16 protein-coding genes and 1 pseudogene are annotated in these 17,660 nt (G+C 72.4%); 1 reads left to right on the forward strand and 16 read right to left on the reverse strand.

The window, feature by feature from the left end; all coding sequences use genetic code 11:
* A pseudogene (locus GJ743_RS19830) lies at nucleotides 1–127 on the reverse strand (IS3 family transposase); the annotation flags it as partial.
* 191 nt (nucleotides 128–318) lie between these two features.
* Here GJ743_RS19830 and GJ743_RS18175 point away from each other — a divergent pair.
* Nucleotides 319–492: a hypothetical protein gene (locus tag GJ743_RS18175; RefSeq protein ID WP_155053319.1), complete on the forward strand. Its 174-nt coding sequence runs from the start codon at nucleotides 319–321 to the stop codon at nucleotides 490–492.
* Here GJ743_RS18175 and GJ743_RS18180 read toward each other — a convergent pair.
* The 15 genes from GJ743_RS18180 to GJ743_RS18250 form a co-directional block, all read right to left on the reverse strand.
* The gene (locus GJ743_RS18180) at nucleotides 480–1,346 is read right to left on the reverse strand and encodes a hypothetical protein (protein ID WP_155053320.1); all 867 of its coding nucleotides are present in this window, start codon (nucleotides 1,344–1,346) and stop codon (nucleotides 480–482) included. The genes GJ743_RS18175 and GJ743_RS18180 overlap by 13 nt on opposite strands.
* 322 nt (nucleotides 1,347–1,668) lie before the next feature.
* On the reverse strand, nucleotides 1,669–3,759 hold the full coding sequence (locus GJ743_RS18185) for a hypothetical protein (RefSeq protein WP_155053321.1): 2,091 nt from the start codon (nucleotides 3,757–3,759) through the stop codon (nucleotides 1,669–1,671).
* Nucleotides 3,756–5,147, reverse strand: a complete 1,392-nt coding sequence (locus GJ743_RS18190; RefSeq protein ID WP_155053322.1) for a phage tail protein — start codon at nucleotides 5,145–5,147, stop codon at nucleotides 3,756–3,758. The genes GJ743_RS18185 and GJ743_RS18190 overlap by 4 nt, the downstream gene beginning before the upstream one ends.
* On the reverse strand, nucleotides 5,144–6,094 hold the full coding sequence (locus tag GJ743_RS18195) for a hypothetical protein (RefSeq protein ID WP_155053323.1): 951 nt from the start codon (nucleotides 6,092–6,094) through the stop codon (nucleotides 5,144–5,146). The genes GJ743_RS18190 and GJ743_RS18195 overlap by 4 nt, the downstream gene beginning before the upstream one ends.
* The gene (locus GJ743_RS18200) at nucleotides 6,091–6,957 is read right to left on the reverse strand and encodes a hypothetical protein (protein WP_155053324.1); all 867 of its coding nucleotides are present in this window, start codon (nucleotides 6,955–6,957) and stop codon (nucleotides 6,091–6,093) included. Before GJ743_RS18200 ends, GJ743_RS18195 begins: the two co-directional genes overlap by 4 nt.
* Before the next feature lie 35 nt (nucleotides 6,958–6,992).
* On the reverse strand, nucleotides 6,993–9,002 hold the full coding sequence (locus tag GJ743_RS18205) for a baseplate J/gp47 family protein (RefSeq protein WP_155053325.1): 2,010 nt from the start codon (nucleotides 9,000–9,002) through the stop codon (nucleotides 6,993–6,995).
* A complete protein-coding gene (locus GJ743_RS18210; protein ID WP_155053326.1) occupies nucleotides 9,002–13,162 on the reverse strand; it encodes a baseplate J/gp47 family protein in 4,161 nt (1,386 codons plus the stop codon). The genes GJ743_RS18205 and GJ743_RS18210 overlap by 1 nt, the downstream gene beginning before the upstream one ends.
* A complete protein-coding gene (locus GJ743_RS18215) occupies nucleotides 13,159–13,587 on the reverse strand; it encodes a GPW/gp25 family protein (protein ID WP_155053327.1) in 429 nt (142 codons plus the stop codon). Before GJ743_RS18215 ends, GJ743_RS18210 begins: the two co-directional genes overlap by 4 nt.
* 1 nt (nucleotide 13,588) lies before the next feature.
* Nucleotides 13,589–13,867, reverse strand: a complete 279-nt coding sequence (locus GJ743_RS18220; protein WP_155053328.1) for a PAAR domain-containing protein — start codon at nucleotides 13,865–13,867, stop codon at nucleotides 13,589–13,591.
* Between the two features lie 12 nt (nucleotides 13,868–13,879).
* Nucleotides 13,880–14,530 carry a phage baseplate assembly protein V gene (locus tag GJ743_RS18225; protein WP_155053329.1) on the reverse strand — a complete coding sequence of 217 codons (651 nt, stop codon included), beginning with the start codon at nucleotides 14,528–14,530 and terminating at the stop codon, nucleotides 13,880–13,882.
* Between the two features lie 4 nt (nucleotides 14,531–14,534).
* On the reverse strand, nucleotides 14,535–15,758 hold the full coding sequence (locus tag GJ743_RS18230; RefSeq protein ID WP_155053330.1) for a phage late control D family protein: 1,224 nt from the start codon (nucleotides 15,756–15,758) through the stop codon (nucleotides 14,535–14,537).
* Nucleotides 15,755–16,450, reverse strand: a complete 696-nt coding sequence (locus tag GJ743_RS18235; RefSeq protein ID WP_155053331.1) for a CIS tube protein — start codon at nucleotides 16,448–16,450, stop codon at nucleotides 15,755–15,757. The genes GJ743_RS18230 and GJ743_RS18235 overlap by 4 nt, the downstream gene beginning before the upstream one ends.
* The gene (locus GJ743_RS18240; protein ID WP_376861966.1) at nucleotides 16,447–17,121 is read right to left on the reverse strand and encodes a hypothetical protein; all 675 of its coding nucleotides are present in this window, start codon (nucleotides 17,119–17,121) and stop codon (nucleotides 16,447–16,449) included. Before GJ743_RS18240 ends, GJ743_RS18235 begins: the two co-directional genes overlap by 4 nt.
* On the reverse strand, nucleotides 17,118–17,258 hold the full coding sequence (locus GJ743_RS20425; protein WP_376861963.1) for a DUF6760 family protein: 141 nt from the start codon (nucleotides 17,256–17,258) through the stop codon (nucleotides 17,118–17,120). Before GJ743_RS20425 ends, GJ743_RS18240 begins: the two co-directional genes overlap by 4 nt.
* A gap of 8 nt (nucleotides 17,259–17,266) precedes the next feature.
* A complete protein-coding gene (locus GJ743_RS18250) occupies nucleotides 17,267–17,659 on the reverse strand; it encodes a hypothetical protein (RefSeq protein ID WP_155053334.1) in 393 nt (130 codons plus the stop codon).
* Nucleotide 17,660: the final 1 nt, after the last annotated feature.

Raw genomic sequence — 17,660 nt, forward strand, 5'->3', positions numbered from 1 at the left:
CGGCGAGGGCGTTGTCGTACGAGTCGCCGACGGTTCCGGTGGACGGTTCCGCGCCGAGTTCGATGATCCGGTCGGTGTACACCACGGCAAGGTAGTTCGACCCATGATCGGCGTGATGGACCAGCCCGTCGAGCTTGCCGCCGGCGGTCCATGCGGCCGTGTTCAGTGCCTGCAACGGCAGGATGTCGGCCTGGTTCGGGAACGTGCCGACCACGTTGGTGCGGCGTTTGAAGCTCTCATGTAAAGAGTGGCTCGTAACCGTGTCGCGGCGTCTGGCGCGCGTTCGAAGCGACGACCCTCGCGCCGCGATCCTCGGTCGTGCGCATCGTCACCAGCCGGGATGCCGCCGGCACCGCCTTCCTCAACGCCTTGAGCGGGCGCCCAGCGCTCGTCGAACTGACCGTCGGCACTGTCGTCGACGACCTCCCCCGCGACGACCTCACCGACTCGTCTCGATCCGTTGACCACGCTCGGGTGGGCTACCCGGGCTGAGCGAGTCGCACCGCGATCCTCGCGCTCTCCACGAGCCGATCGACGGCGTCCGCATCGGCACCGAGGTCGGCGGCCTTCGCATGCAGGAGTGCGCTGTCGAGACCTGCCAGCTCCCCCACCGACATCGACTCGACGAGGGTGCGGATCGCTTTCGACGCCTTCCCGCCGCGCAGCGCCGTGGCCGGCGAGGTGAGCACCGCCTCGCGCGCCCCCGCATCGACGACCCTGCGCTCCCCCGCCGCGAAAAGGCCGGCGATCGTTTCGCGCTCGACAGCGGAGAAGTCGACCCGCTTGGGCTGCGTATCCGGGCCGCAGAAGAACGCGTGCTCGCCAAGCTGGGCGAGGAAGCGCCGATGGGCGAGCGGGTCGACGCTCACAGTGCCCGACGCGGTGACCCGGAGGTCCGCGAGCACGACCCAGGGGTCGCAGCAGTCCGGGCACCTTCTGGTGCCGCGCGCCCGGATCTCACGCGAGCACGCGAGCCCGCCCTCCTCGCCACCGACCGGACCGCGCGTGGACTCGTCGTGGCAGTCGGGGAGGCTGTCGAGCACGGCGAACGTCCACGACTCCGCGATGCGGCTGTATTCGCACGGATCGCCGTCGCAGCCGCACGAGCAGGCACCGCGGACGGGACGCGTCTGTTGCTCCGCGTAGCGGATCGCGAGGTAATACGTCCGGTCGGGATCCCGGCGTTGCCGCATCGGCGCACACCACGGATCGACCGGCGGCCCACACACGTCGCTCCCGCTCGGCCGCGGCTGGCGGATGTCGATGCGGACCGCGTCGGGAAGGCAGATGTCATCGCCGCACGCCGAGAGCGCGAATCCGGGCGACACCGTGACCGACCACGGCACCGGGTCCTGGTCGCGCGTACGGGTCGCCTCGACAGCGAGTCCGCACGACACTCCCCACCCGTGCACCATGCGATTGTGTCGTCGGGAACGGCCGAGCACCCACTGCTGGAGGCTATCGAGGTCGGCCGGCCCCACGAGCTGGCCCGGGAACCAGCGCGGGCGCTCGAGCTGCCCGTGGCCGCACCCGCATCCCTCGCCTCCGCACCCGCCGTCGTCGTGACGGCCACCGCAGTCGCGGCATCCCGTGTCCAGGCCGGTCGACGCGAGCCCCAGGTCGACGGTCGTCATCTGCGCGTGCATCTCATCTCCTTCGATCGGGGTGTCATCGCGTCGTAACAACGAAGACCCAGTGGGCGGACCCGCCGGCGGTACCGTCATGCAGCGGGCTCGGGATGCTGGGTGGGAAAGGCGCCACGGAGCCCGAGGGGAAGGCATCTCCCGCCCACAGCCGGTCGAGCTCGTCGTCGCGGAAGACTGTCGAGGCCCAGTCCGCATCAAGCAGCGGGGCTCCCGGATCCTCACCCACCGGCACTCCGGCGACATCGGGCCTCAGGAGCACGAGAACCGCCGAGGTGCCTGCGAAACGGGCGTCCGGCATCATGAACGTGTAGTCGACTGCACCGTCGGCGCCGGCATCGGCCGCCCCGGGGTCGAGGTGGAACTCCTCGAAGGCCGGACCGAGCCGCCCGTCGCCGAATTCGCAGTGCCAGGCTCGCAGCCAGTCCCGGGGCGAGGCGACCGCGGCCGGATCCAGGGCGGACGAGATCGTCAGGCGGAGGCGCGGTTTCTCGAGGAAGTCGTCGTCCGCAGTGGCTGGCCGTCGGCGAGTCCCCGCGGCCGGCCAGACCGCGACCAGATGCGGCGCATCCACTTCCTCGACCGGTTCCCGCTCGAGGGTGAGCACGATGTGCAGCTCGCCCTGGGGATCGTCGTCGCCCGACGGGACAGCCGGCATGACATCGGCCGGAACGGCCTGCGCGATCCCGTCGAACGGAGCCTGGTCGCCGACGTGGATCGCCCAAAGTGCGGCACGGCGCGCGTCGTCGAGCTTCGTTCCGGCGAGATCCGCGTCGAGCGCCAGCCGATCGGCGGCTCCCGCCCGGATGACACCCGTGGCATCCGAACGCACCATCACGACGAGCGCCGCGCTCTGAGCGCCCCGGTCCGTACGCATCGCACGGGAGAGGGCGCGCGACCCGCGGGGGCCTTCGACCTCGATGCGATACGCGGCGACGACTCCTCCCGCCGGTGCCGAGACACGCCCCACCAGTGCGGTCGGCACGAGACGGGCCCGGAACGCCTCGCGCCCGCCCAGCATCCACAGACCCAGCCATCCGTCGGGAGTGGCGAGGTCGGTGGCGTCCATCGGCCGGTCGAAGGCGATCTCGACCACCGGGTCGTCCCGCAGCGCGGCGACGACGTCCGCTGGGTCGGCACTCGGCCACGGGAACATGCCCACGATCTTCGGCGCCGCCGCGGTCGGCACCGGGGGGCGGCCACAGCATTCCTCGAGCCGCTCGGCGAGACAGAGGATCAGGGCGAGCATTTCCCGGTTGGATCGGATGACGGTGCGGGCCCGCTGGTCGACGCGGACGGGCGCGTCGCCGCGCAGCTCGACCGTCGCGAGCGGGATGCAGTCCCCGTCGCATCCGCATCCGCCCGCGCAATCGCGGGGCGCCACGCGGTCCAGGCGAGCGCGTCGCGCCCGGACACCCTCGTCGGCGGCCCCGGGCTGCGGACGGTCCGAGCTCTCCTCGCCCTCTGCGGCCGCGGTGTGTCCCCGTTCCCCGTCGTCCTGACCGCCGAACAGCGCGGAACAGAGCCGGTCGTCCTGCGGATCGCACTCCCCGACGGTGACCCGCACGGCGAACGCCTCCCGGATCATGCTCGGCACGCATCGCGGGTCGCCGTCGCACGGATCCGGCTCCAGCGCGACGACGTCCGTGCCGCACTCGCGATAGCACAGCGAGAGTGTCACCGGCCCTTCAGCCACGGGCTCGCCCTGCGGCCGCCCGCATCCGTCGGTCGGCTGCGACGGGTCGACCTCGATGTCGACGGGCACCACGATCTCGCGGCCCCTGCCATCGACGCCCGCGCCGGCCGTGAGGACGACCGTGCCGGTCTCGGTCGCGTAGACGTCCAGACCGCAGAGGACGCCGCATCCCGTTCCCAGTCGCGTCAAGAGCTCGCGGGTCCCGCGGTGATAGTCCTGCTCGGCCTGCCAGTGCCGCACCTCCATGCGCTTTCGCGGATAGAACGCATTGCGCTCGAAGGCGGCGAGCGGATCGCCGGAAGGCGCAGGAGCGTGGGGGGCGGCGACCGCGCGCGAGGCGGAACGGCGAGCGTCGCCGCATCCGCAGTCGTCCTCTCGCGCGGCTCGAGGGGATCCGATGCCGGCGCTGATATCGGTCATGACGCTTCTCCTTCTCGAGTGGGCACAGGGGCGGGTCGATGGTGCGGGGAGTCTTCGGTTCGCGGGAGCCGGGCGGTTCCGATCCGGATGCCGGGGCCGTCGACATCCGGATCCTGCACCGCATCGTCGAACAGGCCGGGAGGACCTTCGGCGGGAATCGCATCGACGCCGACGACCGCATCGGCGCCCGTCTCGTGAGCGACCGCGCACGTGCGCGCCCAGACATGCGCGGGGCGCTCGCTCTGCACGACGACATCCGCCGCGGCGATCTCGTCCGGGGTGCCGTCGACGATGTGCACGCACAGTCGATGCGCGGTCGTCGCGTGCACGGGAAGCCCGGCATCCCGGGGGTCGATGAGCGCCGACCGATCGAGATACGCGTTCGCGTCGAGCGCGGGCGGACCCGGATCGGCGGCGACCAGCCCTGTCGTGAGCCCCAACGCACTCGTCAGGGGATTCGCGTCCAAGCGCCAGATCTCCGCCGACAGGAGCGGTTCCTCCAGTTCGATGCGCTCGGAGGGGATGCCGGTGCGCCGCGCGATCTCGTCGCGGATGCCGTCCGCCGTACCGCGGCGGGCATGCCGGGCGACGGCGTGCGTGACGCGCTCGCGGCGTCCCGAGGTGTCGGTCCGCGGTGGGAGCTGATCCGGATCGAGGGCCACCCACCGGGCCAGACGGTCGATCCACGGTGCGTCGTCGCGGTCGGGGGCGACCAGCGGCGAGAGCTGCACCGGGAGCTCGTCCAGGAGCGACGACGTGTGCCGCAGCTGGCTCGCCACGAGACCGAGGTACCGGCCGAGCAGCCCGTCCCCGGAGTCGACCTCGGCGGCGCGGTCGAGCGCGCGATCCTCGGGTGTCGTCCGGTAGACGATCGGAAGCCGGGTGACGGGTCCGTCGTCGCCGGTGAGGACGAGCAGCTCGGCGACCGACGCCGACCCCTCCCCGGTCGAGCCGAGCTCGACAGCGACCCACAGGAATCCGTCCTCGCGACAGAAGACGCGCGCGCCGAGGGCGTCCACGGCGGCGGGACGCCACAGCCCCCGCGGGGTCGCCGGCGCGGAGTCGTCGAAGAGGGAGTCTGCCGGTGTCGGCGCGGTCACGGCCGCGGCCGGTCCCTGCGCGGGAGGCTGTTCGACGCGCGTCCAGAGGCGCACCCAGGCACCGTCGGGCAGCGGTTCGGCCAGGAGGATGCGCACGTCGCGCCAGCGGTCGTCCGTCGTGGACTCCCGCTCCTGCGGAAGAGGCCGGCCGGCATCGAGGAGCGCGATCCCTCGCCGCGAAGGCAGTGTCTCGGGCCCCGCGAGCACGAGGGATCCGCGGGAGACCTCGAGGGAGTGCAGCGCAGCGTCGGTCCAGTCGCCGCGACCCAGCCAGCGGTACACGCTCATGTCTGCACGCCGATCCACTCGACCGTCCACTTCAGCGTGAACGACGCGATGTCGGCGAGCGCCGGCGCGGCGATCAGCCCGATCGGATTCACCTCGATGAGCGTTCCGCGGACCGGATCGGTCAGCACCGCGCGCAGCAGCGGCACGACCACGCGGAAGCGGCCCGGCTCGCTCGCCTCGATGTGCGGTGGACCGTCCAGAAGGCACGGTGTCCCGTGCGGGGCCTGCGCGGCGGTGACCTCGCGCGGGCCGACGATGCGCGCGACGTACGCGGGGATGTCGCCGAAGCCGGCTTCCGACGTGTCGACATCCGTCCACAGCGCCCACGGCGCGACACCCTGCGCGGAACGAACTCGCCACACGGTCTCTCCCGCGACGGTCGCGCCGCTGCCGGCGTACGGCGTGGGGGGCGGGTTGAGAAGCCTCCGGCCCGAGTCATCCGGAGGGCCCAGAAGCCGACAGGACTGCACGTCGACGTCGGCGAGGACAACGTGGATGCCGGCCGAGACCTGGCCGGGCTCGCGCCACTCGAGCGCGGGGCCGTCGTCGCGGCGCACGGCACCCTCCGTCGCGCACGCGCCCGGCCGTGTGTCCACCGCGGCTTCGTCGTCGTCCCGCCACCGCAGCACGAGGGTGAACCGGATCGGGCCGCCGTCCACGCCCCCGGCGACAGCGGGGATCGCCGCCACGCGTGCATCCGGCACGACGAGCTCACGGCCCGCCGCATCGAGCGCATACCCGGCCCCGACGGTGACCGACGTGCCTCCCCGGCCTCCGGTGACGGCGAGCCCGGCCGCGATGCCCCAGCCGTGGAGCATCCGGTTGTGCAACCGTCGCAGGCCGGTGTCGACATCCTGCTCGGCGTTGAGGTCGTCGGCGGTCAGGAGCTGGCCGGCGAAGAACCGCGGGCTGCGGGCGCGCGGCAGTGCGGGATCTGCGAGAGTCATGGCTCCTCCTCAGGGGATGCCGGGATGGCGGGCCTCGGCGCCGGGAGGAGCGCGAGCCACGTGACGGCGATGCGGGAGATGCGCGACTCCGATCCGGCACGCCCTGCGGCGGCGGCGTCGATCCGGGCGAGAAGCGCCGCGTCCGGCCGGACGTGATGGCGGACCGTCACGTCGAAGCCGGTCGCCGTGACGTTGCGGGCATCGATGCTCGTACCGGTCACGGTCATGGTCGCCGCGACACCGCCATCGCGGAGCAGGTCGATCGTCGACGGGGCGGGACCGGCCGCCATCGCAACGACGGCAGGTGCGCCCGCGAGCCGATGGGCGCCCAGATCCACGTGCACCGACCAGGCGAGGTCGGTGGGCCATTCCATCCCGCCGTCCGCCCGCGCGACCGCGACCGTGGGCGAGCCCCGCTCGATGGTACCGGCGAGGGTGCGGGCCGGGCCGGGCCGCCGCATCCACTGCCGGTCGCCGTCGCCCGTGTGCACGACGCCTCCGGCGTCGAGCCGTGCGAGGGGCACATCCCGCTCGTCGTGGGATCCTGGGTCGGCGAGCCGCACCTGCGCGGCGGGACCGTCGCGGTCGACGCGGAGGACCACCGAGCGGTCGGAGCCGAGACCTTTCTCGCGACCGGGGTTCCACCGGCACGTCGCTGCGAGCACGCCGACGCGACCGCAGCGATCGATCGCGATCCCCGGGCCGACGACGAGCGCCTCGCCTTCCACCGACACGTCGAGGCCGGCCGATACGCCCCACGTGCGGTGGGCCGCGGAATGATGCTGCGCGAGCCGCGCGGTGCGCAGCTTCGAGTCGTCGCGAAGATCGCGCGCGCGCAGCCATTCCCCGTCGATGTGCTGCATCCGCGGCGCCGCGGCCGCAGACCGGGACCGTGCGTTCATGGGCGGCCCTCCGGTGCGGTCAGGGTCAGCTTCACGGCACCCGCGATCGCGAGCTCGGCGCCGCACAACGGGATGTCGCCGCAGTCGCGGTCATGTCCGGGCTCCTCGCGGGTGAGACGGAGGTCGTCGACATGATCGACGGCGGCGAGCGCATCGAGCATCTGCAGGATCTCCGTGCGGCGCACCGTCCGCCCGAACACCCAGCCCCTCTCGGACGAGCCGCCGGTGACCGGATGCAGGAACCGGCGCAACGCGGTCGTGGCGGCGTCACGCACGGCCGCGGGGGCGAAGCCGCGGCGCGGCACTATCGTCGCGGAGACGCCGATCGAGACGTAGTCGGGACCCGTGACGAAGAACCGGGTCCCCACGGTGCGGCCGGCGGCCAGCTGCGCGCGGATGCTCCGCAGTGCTCCGGCGGTGGGCTCGGGCCGCGACACCGGCAACCACGGCACGACGACCACGGTGACGCATCCGTCGGCGACGAGCCCGTGAAGCCTTGGATCGGTCTGCGGCAGAGCGCGAGCGCGAGCGAGCGCGACCCCCGGAGTGGCGAGCGCGATCCGCTCGAGATCGAGCGCGGTGACCGCTCGCTCCGGAACCGCGAGGCCCCGGACCTCGGCGAGCGGGAGATCGTCGAGGCTCGGGACCCCGTGCTCGCGCACCCGCTCGGCGAGTCGTTCGTGCACCCACATGGCGCGCTCGGCTCGCGCCGCGGTCTGGGCGAGATCCTCGGCGGGAGATCCCGGCCGCAGCCCTGCCAGCACGTCGAAGCCGGGCGCACCGGCCCCTCCCGCGGCGACAGCGATCGGCGGTCGGACGAATCCCACCCCCGCAGATGTGGTCCACAAGCCCTCGACATGCACCTGCGACGCCGGCGGCACCACATCGCCCCAGCGGCCATCGCCGAAACGCAGCGTCAGGCCGTCCGGTTCGAGCACCGCCGCCATGTCCCGCGGGCCGGCCAGGGCGAGGTCGGAGACGACGCGCACCTCGCGAACGGCCCCCTGGTCGACGAGCCACACCGTGGGTGCCTGGTCGCACCAGGCGTGGGGAAGCTTTATCCGCTCCCCGGGAACGCCCGCGGCCGGGGCGACGGAGGCGCCCCCGTAGCGACGCGCGGCGATCGCCTCACCCGCGTCGAGGTGGATGCCGCCGAGGCGCGGCGGCGCGTCGTGTCGACCCGAGGCGATCCGGCAGCGCACCCAGATCAGCGAGCGGCCCGCGAAGACCCCCGCCGCCTGGTCGCCCAGCGTCTGCACCCCGACGGCGGGCAGGAGGATCCGGACGCGGCCGCTCCTCGTCAGCGACGCCGTCGCGTCCTCGGCCGGCAGCAGGATCCACTGCGCACCGTCCCACACCTCCCAGACGGCCGTGACGGAATGGTGCGCACCGGAACCGTCCACCTCGGTGCGGTCGGTCGTGTCCGCCTGCACGAGCCACAGATCGAGCGGCCCGGACTGCAAGGGGGCCGACGGTTCGATCCCGAGGACGAAAGCGTCCCCGGTGGTCGGGTCGTCGCCGAATGCAGCGACCGCTCGCTGCGCCGCCCACTCCCTGGTGAGGTCCGCGCACGCCGAGCGGTAGTCGTCGTCGGCGGCGTCCGCCGAGGCCCGCGCGACGACGACGATCGCGGCGCCGGTCACGGCGACGTCCTCCACGAGCGTCAAGGGCACGGGATCTCCGTCGCGGTGGGCGTCCGCCGATTCTCCCGCCGGCACGACCGTGCCCGGGGGCGCGCTCACCCGCACGAGGCACCGGGATGCGCGTGCCGGCGCGGGAGCGAAGCCCGCGAGCTCGAGCAGGAGCCGGCGCTCCCGGGCCGCCACCGCGCTGGAGCGGTAGCTGTCGGTCTCGACGAGCCACGCCACCAGCTCCAGCAGGGCGATCCCCGGATCGCTCGTGTTCTGGTCCGTCCACTCCGGAGCGACCAGTGGCAGCTGCGCGCGGCCTTCGCGGACGAGGTCGTCCCATCGCAGCGTGTCGGTGACGGGCGGGAACAGGGGCATCACACACCTCCGCTCAGGCGCACGGCGAGCTGGCCGGCGCAGACGATCTCGTCGGTCGCGAGCGCGACCGTGTCGCCCATCGGCGAATCGTCCACCGTGAGGACGAGGCCCGTCGCGGCATCCACTCCGTCGATCGCTTCGAGGACGCGCGCCACATCGCTCACGTGGACTCCGACGCCGAACTCCCATCCCGTGCCCTCGGGACCGCCGTCGAGCGGGTGGAGGAAAGTGGCGAGGCGCGCGAGCGCACGTTCCCGCACGACTCCCGGACTCGCGGAGGCGAGGGGGATCACGCTGACCGAGACGCCAACGGGGCGGTACGCGGGGCCGTCGACGGTGACCGTCGATCCCACCGCCGCCGGCGAGGCCGCGACCACGGCGTCGTGCACGACCGTGCGCAGAGCCGCACCCGGTGCGGGGCGTGCGCTGCCGTCGCGCGGCACGATGACCACCCGGACAGCACCGGGCCGCGCCCTCCCCCACCGATCCCTCGCACCCACGGCGCGGGCGCGCACCACGGCGGGTGAGGCCTCGCAGGCGATCGCCTCCACATCCGACTCGGTCAACGCCAGACGGCGATGGCGGAGGAGCGCCGGGGCCCTGCGCAGTGCCGCATCGAGTCCCTCCGCCTCGGCACCGCCCGTCGCCGGCAGCGGATTCACGATCTCGCTGATCGGGACGGCATTGAGGAGCTGCGAGATGGCTCCCGTGGGGACGTTGCCGCTGCGGCCATCCGTCGTGCTGTAGCGGCGCAGGCGCACGTTGTCGATTCCGGAGGGCAGCGGCCGGCCGTGGACGGCATCGCCGAACAGGAACCGCCCCTGGGCGCTGTCGACGACGAAGACACGGTCGGAGCCTGCTGCGCCCCCGAGGGCGTCGACCCGTCTCCACGGCACCCACACCTCGGTCACTCGGCGTGTCCGGGAGTCGATGACCGGCCGCACGGTCGCCGGGTCGATCCCCTCGCGCCGAAGGGTGCGATCGAGGACCTCCCGGTCGAGATCGGCCCGGTCGCCGTCCAGCTCACGGACCTCCAGCAGCACGTCCTCGGCGATGGGGAACCGCTGGGCGATCATCACCTGGCCGGCGGTCCCGTCACCCGAGCCCAGCACCTCGCCCTCTATCGATTCGCTCTGCACCACCTCGACCGCGTGCGGCGCGAGGGAGGCGAGCGTCAGCGACGGCGGCGGCCGATGCGCATCGAAGGACGCTCGCACCCACGTCCGCGGTTCGCCGAAACGCGACGGCGGCGCGGGGACCAGCCGTGCGCCGCCGAACGCCCGGGGCACCGGGGTGCGCGCGACGACGAGCTCGCCGGATGCCTCCGCGACGATGACGGATGCCTGACCCTGCGCATCCGTGAGCAGGAGCCGGTCGCCCGGCGCGAACCGCAGGCCGGCGCCGCGTCCGGCGAGGGTGATCCGCGTGCCGAGGGCGCCGACGACGGTCACTCCTGCCGCGGCATCCGTCCCCGGCCACAGAAGGCGCACGACACCCGGTCGCCGGAATCCGTCTGTGCCGTCCTCGACGGGCAGACGCACCCATCCCCGGCCGTCCCATCCCTCCCAGACGGGACGATGCGGGCTCGCCCAGGGCGACGGCGTCGCGGGCTGCATCCACAGTCCGATCCAGCCCGCGGGCAGCTCCGCGTCGAATCCGACGTAGAGGCAGGGCGCCGACTCGCCCATCGGAACGAACGGGGTGCTTCCCGTGGACGGCCACGCGACCGCGCCGGTCAGGTCGTCCCAGCGATGCACGTCGTGCACCCGGACCGCGGCCGCGTTCGACGACTCGGAACGGTGCGTGTAGAACACCTCGATCCGGTCGATGACGGGCGGTCGCGGTTCGACCACTGAGAGGAAGTTCGTCGTGTTCTTCGGGTCGACCCAGCTGACCAGCGTCATCCGCGCGAACGTGCCCCCGGCGAGCCGGGCGCGCAGCCAGCGACGGACGTCGCCGTCGAGGTCGACGTCGCTGATGTCGTCGGGCACAGTGAAGTGCAGGGCGCCGGAGTCCATCAACGACACGACGCGCTCGTCGCCGGACACCCCGAGGGCCCGCCAGGTGGTTCCGTCGTAGTACTCCCAGTCGACCCTGGGGGGCGTGAGCTTCGTCGTCTCCGGGCGGGCGAGCTCCACCGCGAGCGCCGTCGGGCTGAGCCGCGACAGCCGATCGATGGCGGTGGCGAGCTTGGCCTTCGCCCGGTCGATGTCGGCGCGGACCACGTCGAGGCGGGCGCGGGTCTGGTCGAGGAATACTCGCGGCTCCTGGGCGAGGAGGTCGTTCGGCACGGCGAACGGAGGAAGCAGCGGGGTCAGCGCATTGAGCGCCGTGTACGCCGAGTCGATGTCGAACCCCTGCGACACCAGCGCCCCCGCCGCCACCGGGACGTTCGCGGTGGCGAGCGCGCCGCCGGCGACGGCGGCCGCATCGCGGATGTCGTCGACCTCGTCGCGGACCGCCTGGATGCCGACGATGAGGTCCACCCGCAGTTTCGCGAACCACGCCGTCGCCGTCTCCCCGACCGCGTCGATGGCCGGTCCGAGCAGATCGGGGAGGTGGGCCTTCGCGTCATCGAGATGCACGATGGCCAGCTCCAGGTCGGCGACGACCCCGGTGGAGAGCAGCGTCACGATCTCGTCGCGCTCCTTGATCGTCGTCGCCGCGGCATCCCGTTGCAGGTCGGCGTTCGCATCCGCCTGTTCGGACGCGGTGCTCGGGCGCTCGATCACGAGCGTGACGCGGCTGCCCGGCCGGGCCGTCGCCGTCGCGCAGGCGAAGTGGAAGGCCGTCCCCCGCTCCGGGGAGGGTCCGAGGGGCGCGAACGTCTTCGTCAGGTCGACGGCCCGTCGGTCCGCGACGCCCTTGTCGAGTTCCAGCCCTCGTTTCACCACGAGCGTCAGCTGCGTCCCCTCATCGATCCGCTGCGGCGCAGTGAGATCGTCCAGGGCGTTGAGGACGACGCGCCGAGGGGTCGTCTTGTCGCGCGGATCACTGGCGCGCCGAGCCGCCGAGACGTCCACACCGAATCGCACGTCGCGGAGCTGCGCGAGGCCCACCGCGAGCCCCTCCCGGTGGGTGGGACCGAGGGAGGACGGGACGGGATCCGCGGCCAAGGGGTCGCCGGGGACGAGCTGGAGGTCGTCAGTCCCGGTGCTCTCGTCGCGCTGAACGAGCACGAGCCCCGGATCGTCTTTGCGATCGGCCCACGCGATCGTCGCCGTCGCGGGCGCGCCCGGGCTTGTGCGACGGAACACGCGCAGCCGCCGATGCTCGTTGAGCACGGCGAGCCGCAATCGGGAGACGGTCGGCAGCGGTGCGCCGTCTGGCAGGTCAAAGGGGGCGGTGAGCCTGCCGCGGATCCAGTAGGTGCGGTGCCCGTCGACCTCGAGAGGCACCGCGGTGGCCACGGGAGCGACGAGACGGACCGTGCCCGAGCGGGTGAGCCCGGCGGTGCCGTCGACCGAGTCGTCGTCGCCGGCGGCGTCGGCCGACGCCACGCTGCGTGCGAACGGGCGCCAGGTCGTGCCGTCCCACCACTCCCATTCGATCGGAAGGGGATGCGGCGGCGGCACCGAGATCCCGAACTCGAGCTCGACGACCGACCGGCCGTCGAAGGCCAGCAGCTCGTCGTGGCCGACGTACAGTTCCCGATCGACGGCGCGCGGGTCGCCGAAGATCGCAAAGGCGCGATGCCCGAGGACGTCTGCGGAGTGATCCTGCTCCGCATCCGATCCCGGGAGGACGCTGTGCACCTCGGCGATGGCCGCCGACGAGATCGCGACATCGTCCTGCGTCTCGAACACGACGGGAGCGTCGCGCCCCGGCACCGCCGCCCCGATCCGTGCGCCACGCGGCACCAGGCTGGAGCGGGTGCCGGGCGGCGCGATCATGACCACGTGCGTGCGGGCGCCCTGCGCGGGCAGGCGGGATCCGCCCAGCATGTCCAGGAGCACGGCGAGGCGGTGATCGGGCACCTGGGCGAGGCGGCGCTGGAGCAGTTCGAACTGCCCCGCCGCGATCTCGGCGAGGCCGCGCCCCGGTCCGCCCTCCTCGGGGAGCCACTCCGGCACGAATGACGTGCGCGCGTCGAGCAGTTCGGCGAGGATCTCATCGCGGTTCCGGGACAGGAGCCGGTCGGATGCCGGGGGCAGCCTCATGTCGCACCTGCCTCGTGGAGGAAGAACGGATAGACGAGGTTGTAGAAGGTGTTCGCCGAGCGCAGCCGGTAGGCGATGCGCACATCGAGCCGGCCCCGCGCGCGATCGGCGACCTCGACGCGCACCTCCTGGACGTCGATGCGCGGCTCCCACAGGACGAGCGACGTCTCCACGCGATGCCGGATGAGCGCCGCCGTGGTGCTCGAGATGGGCTCGAAGAGGAAGTCCTCCAGTCCGGCGCCGAAGTCCGGTCTGAGAACCCGCTCGTTCCTGCGGCATCCGAGAATCAGCCGGATGGACTGCGCCACCTTGTCGGGGCCCGCCGACAGTGCCGCCTCCCCGGCGGTCTCGACGGCGGCGGGCGACGCCCAGCCTCGCCCGAGGATGCGTGCGTCGTGGGGCGTGCCCAGTGCGCCGTTGCTCATCTCAGCCTCCCACCAGGACCGTGACGCAGCCCGAGACGATGGGGGCGCCGCACGCGGCGAGATCCCCCAGGCGCGCCGCAGGGCGTCCGCCAATCAGCACGGATCCGCTGCCCTTGGAGATCGGGCTGGGCGGATGCACCGTCGGCGGCGGGAACGCGCAGGTGTGCAGATCGCCGAGCACGGCCGCCGGCAGGCCGCCGATGAGGACGGTGGCGACGCCGGGGCCGGTGACGACGCCGGGGTGACCCGATTGGTCGGTCACGCGGGCTGCGGGTGGCATCCTCATCCCTCCTCAGTTGATGGTCACGAGCGATCCGCTGATTCGGAGGGTCGAATCGGCTTTGACGGTGGTAGTCGCGGCGGACACGTCGGCGGTCACATCGCCGGAGAGCTTCGCCTGCGGTGCGCTCACCTCGACGGACTTCGCCCCCTCCAGCGAGACGTCGCCGTCGATCGTGAGCGTGAGCGAGCCCATGCCGTTGGCGAAGGAGATGTGCACCTTCGTGGCGCCGAGCTCGAGGGTGTGTCCCCGCGCGTGCGTGAGCGAGATCTTCTGCTCCAGATCGTCGAAGACGAGCGCATGACCGCCGGGGGTCTTCAGCACGCGCTTGTACTCGGCGTCGAGCGGCTGGTCGATAGGCGGATCGCCCGCGGCCTTCCAGACGCTGCCGACGACGACCGGCCAGTCGGGATGCCCGTGCTCGAATGCGACGACGACCGCATCCCCGACCTGCGGCATGCACCACAGCCCGTAGCCCTCGCCAGCGAACGGCGCGCACACCGGCGCCCAGGCCTCGACGTCGGGGTTCCACGGAAGGCGGACCTTGACGCGCCCCAGCATGAGGGAATCGAGGATCTCGACCACCTCGGCGATCACGACGCCCTCGACGCGGGTCTCCCGCGTCGACGCATCATCCTCGAGGAACTGATCCGTCCACTGCATGCCGTCACCTCCCCAGAGCCAGATCGAGCAGGCCGCCGCGCACCGGGACGGCGCCCTGGGCCGGTGCGGGGATCGCGCCGAACCAGATCTCCTTGCGCGCGGTGAAACCCGTGCGCCAGCCACCCCCGTCGAGGGTGTGCGTCACGGAGGTCAGACGCCACAGGCCGCCGTACGTCTCGCCCACGCCTTCGATCCGGACGACGTGACCGGCCTTGAGCGCCGCGTCGCCCGCACAGGTCCCTTTCGCCGTGAGCCGCTTGTTGAGGATGGGAAGGAGCTTGCCCAGCACGACCCGGGAAGCCGTCGCGGGCGAGACCGCCTCGTTCACGAGCGTCGATTCCGCCTTCTTGCCGGCCTTCTTCCCGAAACCGTGCGACACGTCGATGTCGAGAGCCTGCCGGTCCCAGTCGTAGCCGACGCTCACCGTCAGCTGCAGCTTGATCGACGGCACCCACACGCGGACCGTGACGTTCGCGACCTGCCCGACCTGGCTGAATCGCGGAGCGAAGTCGAGCAGCGAATGCCCGTAGCGCAGCGTCGTGTCCGCGCTGATGTGCGACGCGGGTGACATCAGCCGCAGCTTCAGCCCCGCGGGTTCGCCTTCGTGGTCGATGGCCAGCTCCCACGCGTTCTCCGCGGCGACCTGCTTGAGGAACTCCAGCGAGGTCTGCCCCGCCTGGTGGCGCACGAGGCTCTGGGCGATCTTCGGATCGCTCAGAGACGCCGCCGCGCCCACCCCGCCCACCGCGGCCGAGATCGCTGCACCGACGGGGTCGATCATCGGCAGCATCCCGTGCTCGAGCGTCACGATCGGAGCGACCGCGAGATCCGGCATCGGCATCACACCGACCGTCGGGATGGGGATGCCGAACCACCGCGAGGGGGACGACTCCGCGAGACGGGTGCGGCGGTCCTGCGCGACGACGGTCATCGTCGGCATCCCGCCGCTCGGGAACATCGCGTCGCTGCCGACGATCTGTCCGGCGAAGACGCGTCGGGGCTGGTCGGGTGCGTATCCCAGCCACAGCTCGACGGGCGTGTCCAGCCGGAAGAGCGGATCGTCGAGCCAGCGCAGCGCCTCGTTCGCGACCGAGATCTCGAGCCGGTCGGCATCGCCCAGCCCCCCCGTCGCGCTCACGCCCGTCACCGATGCCCGCAGTGTCGCAGGCGATGGCCGGCCGTCGAAAACGAGGCGGAGGTCGGGGGCGTACCCGGGTGCCAGGCTCATGACGCCTCCCGGGCGGGGCGTGCGACGTGGACGACGCCCTGCGGATCGGTGTACGGAAGCCGTGGGATCGTCAAGACCGCGCCGACCGTCAGCGAACGCGGATCCGTGATGCCGTTGCGGATCGCGATGGGGCGCCAGGATGTCGCATCCCCATACTCGCAGTAGGCCAGGACGGCGAGGGTGTCCCCCTCGGACACGACGTGGGTCTTGGTGTAGTCGACCGTCTGCCGCTTGATCTCCTTCGCCTCGAGCTCGACGTTGCGGTACTCGCTCAGGGTCACCTTGAGACGCGCCCGCAGCGGAGTCCCGTCCGCGCGGAACAGCACGAAGCTCTGCGAGGCCTTCTGCACGATGCAGGTGAAGGTGAACTCGCCCCATGCGAACACGACGGGTGGCGGCGCGTGCAGATCCGGATCGATGTCCATGAGCGAGGTCACGTCGCGCACCAGGACGCGGACGTCGGTTCCGGCCGGGCCGGCCGGGTTCTCCTCGGTCGTGTCCACGAGGAGATCGAGCTGTATCGTCTGCGCGTTGCCGTTGACGAATTGCACGAGCGGTGCGGACAGCCCCGGAACGGCGAGCTGGGCGAAGGTCGACTCGCGGTCGACCGTGTACTCCTCCGGGTTGAACTGCACCGACACGCGGCGGCCCGTGACGAGATTCGTCAGGGTGGCCTTCTCGAGTGAGCTCATGCGGTCCACCCCCTGCGCTCGCGCGCGGCGGTGACGCGCCGGTCGAGTTCGCCGACGACCCGCTCGACGACGGCCGGGATGTCGGCGGCGCCGAGGACGGGGACGGCCGTCGGCGCCTGCTCGTCGCTCCACCGCGCGGCGATCGGCGGGATCGTCGCGGGAGTCGCCGGCGGCGCGTCCGCCGAAGGGATGCGGGCGGGCAGCACCGGGATCATCGGCACTGCGGGTGCCGGAGCCGGCGACGCCGCCCGACGGGGAAGGGCGCGCCGCACGAGGGGCGCGGGGTGGCCAGGCGTCAGCGACGGCGCATCGATGGCGGCCGGCGCGCCGTTCACGATCGGGAACCACGTCGCGGCGGCCCGTGTCGGAGCACCGTCCGCGGGCGTCCGGTGGTCCGGCGCACGCCCCGCACGGAGGATCCGGGTCGTCGATGCGATGTACGAAGCGGCGAGCGCGATCCGCACGTGGGCGGTGGTCACGGCGCGCCGATGCTCGTGCCGATGCTGGACGAGCGGCCGCAGTGCGACGCGCAGGACGAGGTCGACGGGCGGATGGGCATCGCGCGCGCGCTGCGGGGGGCGCTGCGGCCGCGCCGCGAGCCGCAGCATCGCTCGACGCCGGACGGCGTCCGCGAACTGCCCCGCACGCGGCGGCTGCGCGACCACGATCATGTCAGACCCCCCTGTGCTGCGGCGTTCAGGCTCGAGTTGATCGACGACACCTCGCCGACCCAGGCGCGCCGCTCCCCGTGCGGAAGATCCATCAGTTCCGCCAGGGGCCAATGCAAGTGATACGCGATGAACGCCATCTCGCTCCTCAGCTGAGCGACGGGGTAGGCGCGGATTCCCCCAGGCGCTCACGCCCGGCGGCGAACTCCTCTCCGCACGCGGGGCACACCGCCACCGTGGTCCCGGTGTCGTCGTCCATCGCGTTGATGCGGTTGTAGAGGTCCTGCAGGTAGGCGAGGTCGGCGGCGAAGAGGGTCTCGATCGTCTTCGGTGTGATCGGGTCGATCCCGTCGAGCGCGATGACCACCCGGCTGAGGACGATGACCGTGAGGTAGCTGGGATTGCGCTGCACGCGGGGGTCCTGCAGGGGCAGGATCTCGTCGCCCGCGGTCGCGAGGCGCATCGTCCCCTCCCGGTGCAGGGCGCCGTCCTCGCCGAGGATGCCGACGGGGAGCAGGAATTCGTGCTCGATGCGGACCATG

The organism is Agromyces bracchium (assembly GCF_009709675.1).
Classification (GTDB): Bacteria; Actinomycetota; Actinomycetes; order Actinomycetales; family Microbacteriaceae; genus Agromyces; species Agromyces bracchium.

Coding starts and splice junctions, on each gene's coding strand:
- GJ743_RS18235 (WP_155053331.1), bottom strand. CDS start 16,450: ATGAGCTCACTCGAGAAGGCCACCCTGACGAATCTCGTCACGGGCCGC.
- GJ743_RS18205 (WP_155053325.1), bottom strand. CDS start 9,002: ATGCCCCTGTTCCCGCCCGTCACCGACACGCTGCGATGGGACGACCTC.
- GJ743_RS18220 (WP_155053328.1), bottom strand. CDS start 13,867: ATGCCACCCGCAGCCCGCGTGACCGACCAATCGGGTCACCCCGGCGTC.
- GJ743_RS18200 (WP_155053324.1), bottom strand. CDS start 6,957: ATGCAGCACATCGACGGGGAATGGCTGCGCGCGCGCGATCTTCGCGAC.
- GJ743_RS18240 (WP_376861966.1), bottom strand. CDS start 17,121: ATGATCGTGGTCGCGCAGCCGCCGCGTGCGGGGCAGTTCGCGGACGCC.
- GJ743_RS18195 (WP_155053323.1), bottom strand. CDS start 6,094: ATGACTCTCGCAGATCCCGCACTGCCGCGCGCCCGCAGCCCGCGGTTC.
- GJ743_RS18225 (WP_155053329.1), bottom strand. CDS start 14,530: ATGCAGTGGACGGATCAGTTCCTCGAGGATGATGCGTCGACGCGGGAG.
- GJ743_RS18215 (WP_155053327.1), bottom strand. CDS start 13,587: ATGAGCAACGGCGCACTGGGCACGCCCCACGACGCACGCATCCTCGGG.
- GJ743_RS18230 (WP_155053330.1), bottom strand. CDS start 15,758: ATGAGCCTGGCACCCGGGTACGCCCCCGACCTCCGCCTCGTTTTCGAC.
- GJ743_RS18185 (WP_155053321.1), bottom strand. CDS start 3,759: ATGACCGATATCAGCGCCGGCATCGGATCCCCTCGAGCCGCGCGAGAG.
- GJ743_RS18250 (WP_155053334.1), bottom strand. CDS start 17,659: ATGGTCCGCATCGAGCACGAATTCCTGCTCCCCGTCGGCATCCTCGGC.
- GJ743_RS18210 (WP_155053326.1), bottom strand. CDS start 13,162: ATGAGGCTGCCCCCGGCATCCGACCGGCTCCTGTCCCGGAACCGCGAT.
- GJ743_RS20425 (WP_376861963.1), bottom strand. CDS start 17,258: ATGGCGTTCATCGCGTATCACTTGCATTGGCCCCTGGCGGAACTGATG.
- GJ743_RS18190 (WP_155053322.1), bottom strand. CDS start 5,147: ATGAGCGTGTACCGCTGGCTGGGTCGCGGCGACTGGACCGACGCTGCG.